The sequence below is a fragment of the uncultured Brachyspira sp. genome (assembly GCF_949287625.1).
Lineage (GTDB): Bacteria > Spirochaetota > Brachyspiria > Brachyspirales > Brachyspiraceae > Brachyspira.
In genome coordinates, this window is sequence record NZ_CASEGO010000006.1 from 45,068 (window position 1) to 53,342 (window position 8,275).

Below are 8,275 nucleotides of genomic sequence, written 5' to 3' on the forward strand. Positions count from 1 at the left end.
TATTTGTATTATATTATAAAAACATATTTATAAATAATTATAGTAGGATTTAGTTATGTTTTATTTACAAAAAGAAAGTGAATTTAGAGATGAATATAAAGACGTTGCTTTTATAATAGGCTCTCCAGACCTTTTAGGTGCTAAAACAGAAGATGATGATAAAATAAATGTTCTTATTATATGTATTGCATATAAAGATATGGAGACTAATTATATAGAAAAAAATAAAAAAATACTTGTTAGAATGAAAATAGATGAAAAAGAAATGGATTATTATAAATCTATTCTTAAGAGAGAGTCTCTTGTAAAATTAAAGGTAAGATATGAAAAAGAGCAGGGAGAGGAATTAGCAGAGTTTTTACTTGCAGATATTATAGATAGTAATTACAAAGATGAAGATTTAACTCCTATACTTAAGGAATATTTAGAGCCTATTTATTATAAAGATGAAGTTTTGGGTGATTTTTTGTATAACAGAATGCTAGGTTCTTTTGATAAAGAGTTTGATTGGGTTAACAATAGAAAAGTGCTTATAGCTTTTGACGATGCTGATGAATACTATAAAGAAAGGGCTGTTAATTTTATTAGAAATATACTTTCTGATATAGAATATTGGAATAAGAAGATTAAGGAATACTCAGCAAGAAGTATAGTTAATCAAGGCAATAAGGCTGCCTCAAAGAGAGGGGAAAATACTGTTGATGAAAATGAATTTGTTAAAGAGTTTTCTAATAAAATAGATCTTATTGAAATTATAATACATCAAGAGGATAATTATATTAATTACAGATTGGGTAATAAAAAAGTTTTTCCTTTTGATGTTATTGTTGAAGGTAATTTAAAAGGAAAATTTAAAAATGCATTTGTAAGTCAATTCTAATAATTAGGCTATGAATGTATAAAATGTACAATATATTTAATAATAGTTATAGTATATAATAACTATTATTAATAAATATCTTTAATTATAATATTGACATTTTTTTGTCATATAAGTAAAATATTTGTAAAAATAAATTAGTAATATATAGGAAAAGATTAGTTTTTGGATTTAGTATCATTATGATGAGAAATGTTATAAAGTCTAAGATACACAGACTTACGGTAACAAGAACTGATTTAAATTTTAAAGATTCAATAACAATAGATGAAGCCTTGATGGATAAAGCTGATATACTGGAAGGGGATAGGGTATCTGTTGTTAATTTGAGCAATGATAAAAGGTTTGAAACACTTGCTGTTAAAGGTATACGCGGTACAGGAATTATAGGTATTAATGGAGATAATGTTCATTATGCCAAAAAAGATGATACTATAATAATACTTTCTTACGGACATGCGGCTGAGGATAGTATAAATAACTTTAAAACTAAAGTAATATTTGTAAATATGAAAAATTTTATAATAGATTGAAATAACTTAATTTAGGAGAGATATTATGGAAAAAATTTTCAAAGCTGGTATTGATATAGGATCAACTACTGCTAAAATGGTTGTATATGATGATAAAAATAATATGATATTTAAAACTTATGTAAGACATAATGCTGACATAAAAGATACATTATTATCCATACTAGAAAATCTTCAGGCTATGCATGGAGATTTAACTCTTGCTTTATCTATGACAGGTACTGCAGGTATGGGGGTATGTGAAAAGACTGGCATTAGTTTTGTACAGGAAGTAATTGCTTCTTCAACTGCTATTAGAAAGATTTATCCTTACGGAAGGACATTAATTGATATAGGAGGAGAAGATGCAAAGATTATAGTATTTGATGATAATTTTAAAGCTGATATCAGAATGAACGGCAACTGTGCAGGAGGTACAGGGGCATTTATAGATCAGATGGCTACACTTCTTAATGTTCAGCCTTCTGAGCTTTCTACATTGGCAGAAAAATCAACTTCTATTTATCCTATGGCAAGCAGATGCGGAGTATTCGCTAAAACAGATGTACAGACACTTATAAGCCGTGATATTCCAAAAGCTGATATTGCTAAAAGTATATTCCAAGCTGTAGCGGTTCAGACAGTTAATACTTTGGCTAAAGGTTTTGAAATAAAACCTAAGATATTATTTACAGGCGGTCCTTTAACTTTCCTTCCAGAATTAAGAAGAACATTCCTATCACTTTTAAATGCCACCGAAGAAGATATGTATACAGTTGAACACCCAGAATTAACTGCTGCAATAGGTGCTGCTTTCGGAGAAAAGGAAGATCAGACTATAATAAAAGTTTCTGAGTTTACAAGATTAGTTGAAAATATTTCTGCTGAAGTAAAAATAACTAATTCAAAACATAGAGAAGCATTATTTACAAGTCAGGAAGAATATGATAATTGGAAAGAAGAGCATAGTAAAGATAAAGTAAAATCTGCTGATGTATCTACAGTTAATGGTAAAAATACATTCTTAGGTATAGACTCAGGCTCTACTACCACAAAAATAGTTATTATTGATGAAGACGGACAGGTTGTTTTAAGACATTACAGAAACAATAACGGTAATCCAGTAGGTGCTGTTACTGAAGGTCTTACAGAGATAAAAAAAGAATTAGATGAAAAAAATATTAATATAAATATAGCAAGAACTGCTGTTACAGGATACGGAGAGGACTTGATAAAAGCAGCATTCAATATGGACGAGGGTATAGTAGAGACTATGGCTCATTACAGAGGTGCTAAGGCTTTTGATAAAGATGTGAGCTTCATACTTGATATAGGCGGACAGGATATGAAGGCTATATTCATTAAAGACGGTATTATAGAAAATATTGAAATTAATGAGGCTTGTTCTTCAGGCTGCGGTTCATTCATAGAAACATTTGCACGCGGAATGGGGTATAAAGTAGCTGATTTTGCCAATATCGCATGCGAATCTGCAAGTCCTTGCGATTTAGGAAGCCGCTGCACAGTATTTATGAATAGTAAAGTTAAACAGTCTTTGAGAGAAGGCTCTTCTGTTGCAGATATTTCTGCAGGATTAGCTAAAAGTGTTACATTAAACTGTTTTACTAAAGTATTAAAGATTACTGACACTTCTATTTTAGGAGATCATATAGTTGTTCAGGGCGGTACTTTCAAAAACTCTGCTGTTCTTCGTTCTGTAGAAAAGTTCTTAAATAAAAAAGTTATTCGCCCAGATATATCCGAGCTTATGGGAGCATACGGCTGTGCATTGCTTGCCTTAGATACTTATAACACTAAAGAAGAAGATACTACTTTTATAGGTTTGGATAATTTACAGGAAGCTAATGATTATGAAAGAAAACAGCTTACTTGTAAAGGCTGCGAAAACCTTTGTACTGTTACAAGATTAAAATTCAAAGATAATAAATCATTCTATACTGGAAATAAATGTGAGAGAATATTCACCAATAAAGGAAACAAAGAAAGAAATTACGGAATGGATATTACTCAGAAAAAACTTTCTCTTCTTTTCGACAGACCTTTAGCTCCAGCATCAGATGAAATAAAAGGTACTATTGGTATACCTCGCGTACTTAATATGTATCAAAACTTCCCATTCTGGGCTACTATACTTGTAGAATGCGGATACAGAGTACAATTATCTTCACCTTCTAGTATGGCTATAGCAGAAAAAGGTTCTGGTACTGTTATGAGCGATAATATATGTTTCCCTGCTAAAATAGCTAACGGACATATATATGATTTGATAGAATCTAAAGTAGACAGAATATTCTATCCTTCTGTTGTACTTGAAAAAAGCGAAGATGACGGAAGTGCCAATAGCTATAACTGCCCAGTAGTAACAGGATATCCAGATGTAATAGACAGTTCTATAAGTCCATTGACTAAATACGGCATACCTTTTGATGCTCCGACAATTTCTTTCTTGAATGAAGATTTATTATACAAAGGCTGTAAAGCATATTTTGTTAAAGGACTTGGTATAAACAAAAAAGATTTTGACAGAGCTTTCAAAATGGCTTTGCAGGAGCAGGTAAGGGTAAAAAATGAATTAAAGGCTGAAGGCAAAAAGATAATAGAACATGCCAAAGAAACTCAGACACCTACTATACTTATAGTAAGCAGACCTTATCATATTGACCCATTAATCAATCATAAAATACCAGAAACTATTGCTTCATTTGGTATCAACGTACTTACAGAAGACGGACTTGATATTAATGATACTAGTCTTGGCGATGTGCAGGTATTAACTCAGTGGTCTTATCCTAATAAAATGTTTAAAGCTGCTTTATGGGCTTGCCAGCAAAAAGATATGAAACTTGAAGTAGTTCAGATTAACAGTTTCGGATGCGGTCCTGATGCTACTACTTCAGATGAGATAAAATCTATACTTAATGCTTATGGAAAAAATCCTACTTTGGTAAAAGTTGATGAAATATCAAGTCCCGGAAGTATCAGATTAAGGATACGTTCTATGATAGAAAGTATGAGAATGAAAGGCGATTTCACTGTTAGCGATAAACCTAATAGAACTATCATTAAAAGATATGAGAAAAATGACAGACGTGCAATACTTGTACCTAAATTCGGTCAATTCTATGATCCTATGATTTTAACTCTATTAGAAAGAAGCGGATATGATACAATTCCTCTTCCAGAACCAGATGTTGAATCAGTTGAACTTGGTTTAAGATATGCAAATCAGGATATATGTTACCCTGCTACTATTGTTATAGGAGATATTATAAGAGCTGTACAAAGCGGTAAATATGATCCTAAAAATATAGCTGCAGGTATTACTCAGACAGGCGGACAATGCCGTGCTAGTAACTATGCTTCTCTTATAAAAAGAGGATTAATCAATGCAGGTTATCCGGATGTTCCAGTAGTAACTGTAGGGCTTACTGTTATTAATGATCAGCCAGGTTTTGAGCTTTCAAAAATTGATTTGATGAAAGAAGGTATTATAGCTATGCCTTATGCTGATGCTATATCTACAATGTATTATTACACAGCAGCACGCGAAGTAAAAAGAGGCGAATCTTTGGCACTTGCTAATAAATATATAGCTTTACACCCTAAAGATTTTGCTCTTAAAGCTACTGATAAATTATTGAAACAGGCTGTTGCTGAGTTTAATGCTATTGAAACTAATGATGATTTAGAGCTTCCTAAAGCTGGTTTGGTAGGCGAGATTTATGTAAAATATAATAAATTTGCTAATGGTGATGTTTGCGATTGGCTTATGTCTAAAGGAGTAGAGGTAATAGTTCCTCCAGTATTTGATTTCTTCGTACAAAAAGTTATAAGCGAACAGGTAAACAAAGAAACTAATGCAAGAGATGTATCATTCCTTGGATATTATGGTTCTAAACTTTCAGAAAAAGTTATTGATGTAAGGGTAGATTCTATCAATCAGATAATGTCAAAATTCAAAGGTTTCAGACCTGCTCATCATATACGCCAAATAGCTGAGAATGCTGCTAAAGTTACTGCTATGACTAACCAATTCGGAGAGGCTTGGCTTTTACCTGGTGAAATAGCTACTTTTGCTGAAGAGGGTGTTAATAATGTACTTTGTTTGCAGCCTTTTGGTTGTATTGCTAATCACATCATAGCACGCGGTATTGAAACCAGACTTAAAACTAGATATCCTAATTTGAATCTTCTTTATTTGGATATGGATGCTGGTGCTAGTGAAGTTAATACTATAAACCGTTTAGAGTTTTTCGTACGTTCTGCTAAAGACAGTATGAATAGTGTAATGGTTGAAGAAAGTATAAAAGATGAAATAGGTGCTTATGCTAAATAATTAGTATTAGTTACTTAAAAAATAAAAAATTTTAATAATAAAGGCTTGCAGATTATGATAATTTGTGAGCCTTTTTTATTGCATACACTGAAATGATTTTATATATTTTTGTAAATGTATTATAATTTTTTTGCTGTAATAAAAAGATTACAATCTTATAAGTATATGCATTAAATGTAAAGTAATACTGCCGTAACTGTATGCTTTGAGAGGCTAATCCAACAATTATAAATAAAATTACTTTTGAAACAAGTATATTTTATAATTATATTGCTTTGTCTTAAATGTATCATTCACTAAAATTTTATTATAATAAATTTAAAATAATGTATAAAAATACATTATGAATACTTGTAATTAACTCAAATTTAGTATATATAGTATTCTTATACAGTGTAAAAATATACTGTTTTAGGAGTTCTAATATGAAGAAATTTCAAAGCAATATTTATTACAAAAAAATAATAAAAAATATATTGGATAATATAGGGGAGGACGATTATTTCTATAATAAAAGAACTAATTGGGAGGAGTGGGTTATAATGCGTGTTGATATTAATAATGCTATAAGCAAATTAGATGATATTGACATTTCTAATTATAATCAGGAAGTTTTGGATAGCATATTAAATATATTAAAGGAGTATTAATAATAATGTGTAATTTATGTCCTAAATATGACACCTGTAAAAAACTTTGTAATGATGTTTTGAAAGAAATTAATAAGAGTTTGGGTACTAGAAAAGTTAATTCTGATAGAATTGATAGCAGAGAAACAGTATTAACTAATGATGATTTGGATAATATACTTTATTCAAATGCCCTAACAGAAAGCGAGTACAGCAGGGTATCAAATTTGATAATAGCAATACTTACACCAAAGCAGAAAAAGGTAATGAAGCTTTTCTCTGAAGGCAAAACTCAAGAAGAGTTAGCAGTTATGCTTAATGTAACACAGTCGGCAGTATCTCAGTATTTGACAGCTATAAAAAAGGAGATATCAAGGCAGTTTAATATGGTTATTAATGCATAGAAATAATTAGTTGTTAAAATTAAAAGGGAGGCACTCATTTTAAGAGCGTCTCCCCTTTATATGGTTAATATTACAAAACTAATTGAATATTAATTATTGTAATAATCTAAGAGCACCTTGTGGTAACTGATTAGCTTGAGCAAGCATAGACAAGTTAGCTTGGTTAAGAATTTGGTCTTTAGCAAGTTTAACTGATGCTTCAGCCATATCTGTATCACGGATTCTGCTTTCAGAAGCCTGCATGTTTTCGAATCCAACCATTAAGCCTTGAGCTGTCATTTCTAATCTGTTTTGATAAGCACCTAAGTCAGATCTTTGTTTTAATACTTTAAGAAGAGCTTCGTCTACCATACCAATAACAGAGTTAGCTTTAGCTGGGCTAGAAACACTGATGAATGTAGCACTAGTAGCTGGACCTACTGGGTTTTTAAGTCCAAGAGCTTGGCTGTTCATAGTACCTATATAAACACGTTTTCTTTCATCCATGTTAGCACCAATATGCAACCACATAGAAGCTGTAGGAGTGTTTTCACCTGTAGATCTAGCGAATCTACCAGTTAACATGTTAAGCTTATTGAATTGAGCTTGTGAAGCAACTCTGTCGATTTCATCTACTAATTGAGAAACTTCGATTTGTACATAAAGTCTGTCTTCATCAGTATAGATACCGTTAGCAGCTTGTATAGCTAATTCACGGATTCTTTGAAGAATGTTAGTAGTTTCTTCTAAGTATCCTTCTGTAGTTTGTATGAAAGATATACCGTCTTGAGTATTTCTTTCAGCTTGGCGTAAACCACGAATTTGTGTACGCATTTTTTCAGATACTGCTAATCCACTAGCATCGTCTCCAGCTTGGTTGATTCTCATACCGCTAGAAATCTGAGCAGCGTCTTTTCTTAAATCTACTTGGCGAAATTTAAGAGTGCGTTGTGCATTAATAGCACTTATATTATTGTTGATAACCATATGGTTCCTCCATGAATTAATTATATGTATTCTTCCCTGAACACATAATTATTATCGGTTAGTGCCTATTAATTATTAATTTTTTTTTGTAAAAATAAAATTTTTTTTCTTCAGTTTTATATAAAATATTAGTCTAATATTATGTTAATATGTCTTGACTGCCTAATTTATTTTTATCATATCATTTAAATTGTATAAAATAAATACTTATAGTTAATAAAAATTTTGTCGTGCGTACTTATTTAAATATTTAATAAGAAAAATAAATAATAGTTATAATTTCTTTTTTAAGTAATAAAATGATAAGGTATGCAGATATATTTAAAATATAATTAGTATGATTTAATACTAATTATATGCTTGCACTTTTTGCAACTTTTTGCGGCGGGAAAAAGTTGAATAAAAAAATTACAAACTTAAAAATTTTCAGTATATACCTAAACAAATATAATTTGTCAATTTCCAAACAGATGAAAATTCTCTGCTAATGCTATTGATAGTTCTTTTTTCCACTTATTACTTTTATT

At 30.7% G+C, this 8,275-nt stretch carries 6 protein-coding genes; 5 read left to right on the forward strand and 1 reads right to left on the reverse strand.

Features of this window, described 5'->3' with window-relative positions; translation table 11 throughout:
- Nucleotides 1-55 precede the first annotated feature (55 nt).
- The 5 genes from Q1X91_RS02535 to Q1X91_RS02555 all read left to right on the forward strand — a co-directional run bounded on the left by Q1X91_RS02535 (nt 56) and on the right by Q1X91_RS02555 (nt 6,782).
- Nucleotides 56-880, forward strand: a complete 825-nt coding sequence (locus tag Q1X91_RS02535) for a DUF2262 domain-containing protein (RefSeq protein WP_300753084.1) — start codon at nt 56-58, stop codon at nt 878-880.
- Between the two features lie 182 nt (nt 881-1,062).
- Nucleotides 1,063-1,413 carry an aspartate 1-decarboxylase gene (gene panD / locus Q1X91_RS02540; RefSeq protein WP_300753086.1) on the forward strand — a complete coding sequence of 117 codons (351 nt, stop codon included), beginning with the start codon at nt 1,063-1,065 and terminating at the stop codon, nt 1,411-1,413.
- A gap of 25 nt (nt 1,414-1,438) precedes the next feature.
- Nucleotides 1,439-5,749: an acyl-CoA dehydratase activase-related protein gene (locus Q1X91_RS02545; RefSeq protein WP_300753089.1), complete on the forward strand. Its 4,311-nt coding sequence runs from the start codon at nt 1,439-1,441 to the stop codon at nt 5,747-5,749.
- Between the two features lie 425 nt (nt 5,750-6,174).
- Nucleotides 6,175-6,399, forward strand: coding sequence for a hypothetical protein (locus Q1X91_RS02550; protein WP_300753091.1), 225 nt, complete (start codon nt 6,175-6,177; stop codon nt 6,397-6,399).
- Between the two features lie 5 nt (nt 6,400-6,404).
- Nucleotides 6,405-6,782 carry a sigma factor-like helix-turn-helix DNA-binding protein gene (locus Q1X91_RS02555; RefSeq protein ID WP_300753093.1) on the forward strand — a complete coding sequence of 126 codons (378 nt, stop codon included), beginning with the start codon at nt 6,405-6,407 and terminating at the stop codon, nt 6,780-6,782.
- 93 nt (nt 6,783-6,875) lie between these two features.
- Here the strand turns inward: Q1X91_RS02555 and Q1X91_RS02560 are convergent, their stop codons facing one another.
- On the reverse strand, nt 6,876-7,748 hold the full coding sequence (locus Q1X91_RS02560; RefSeq protein WP_020005028.1) for a flagellin: 873 nt from the start codon (nt 7,746-7,748) through the stop codon (nt 6,876-6,878).
- Nucleotides 7,749-8,275: the final 527 nt, after the last annotated feature.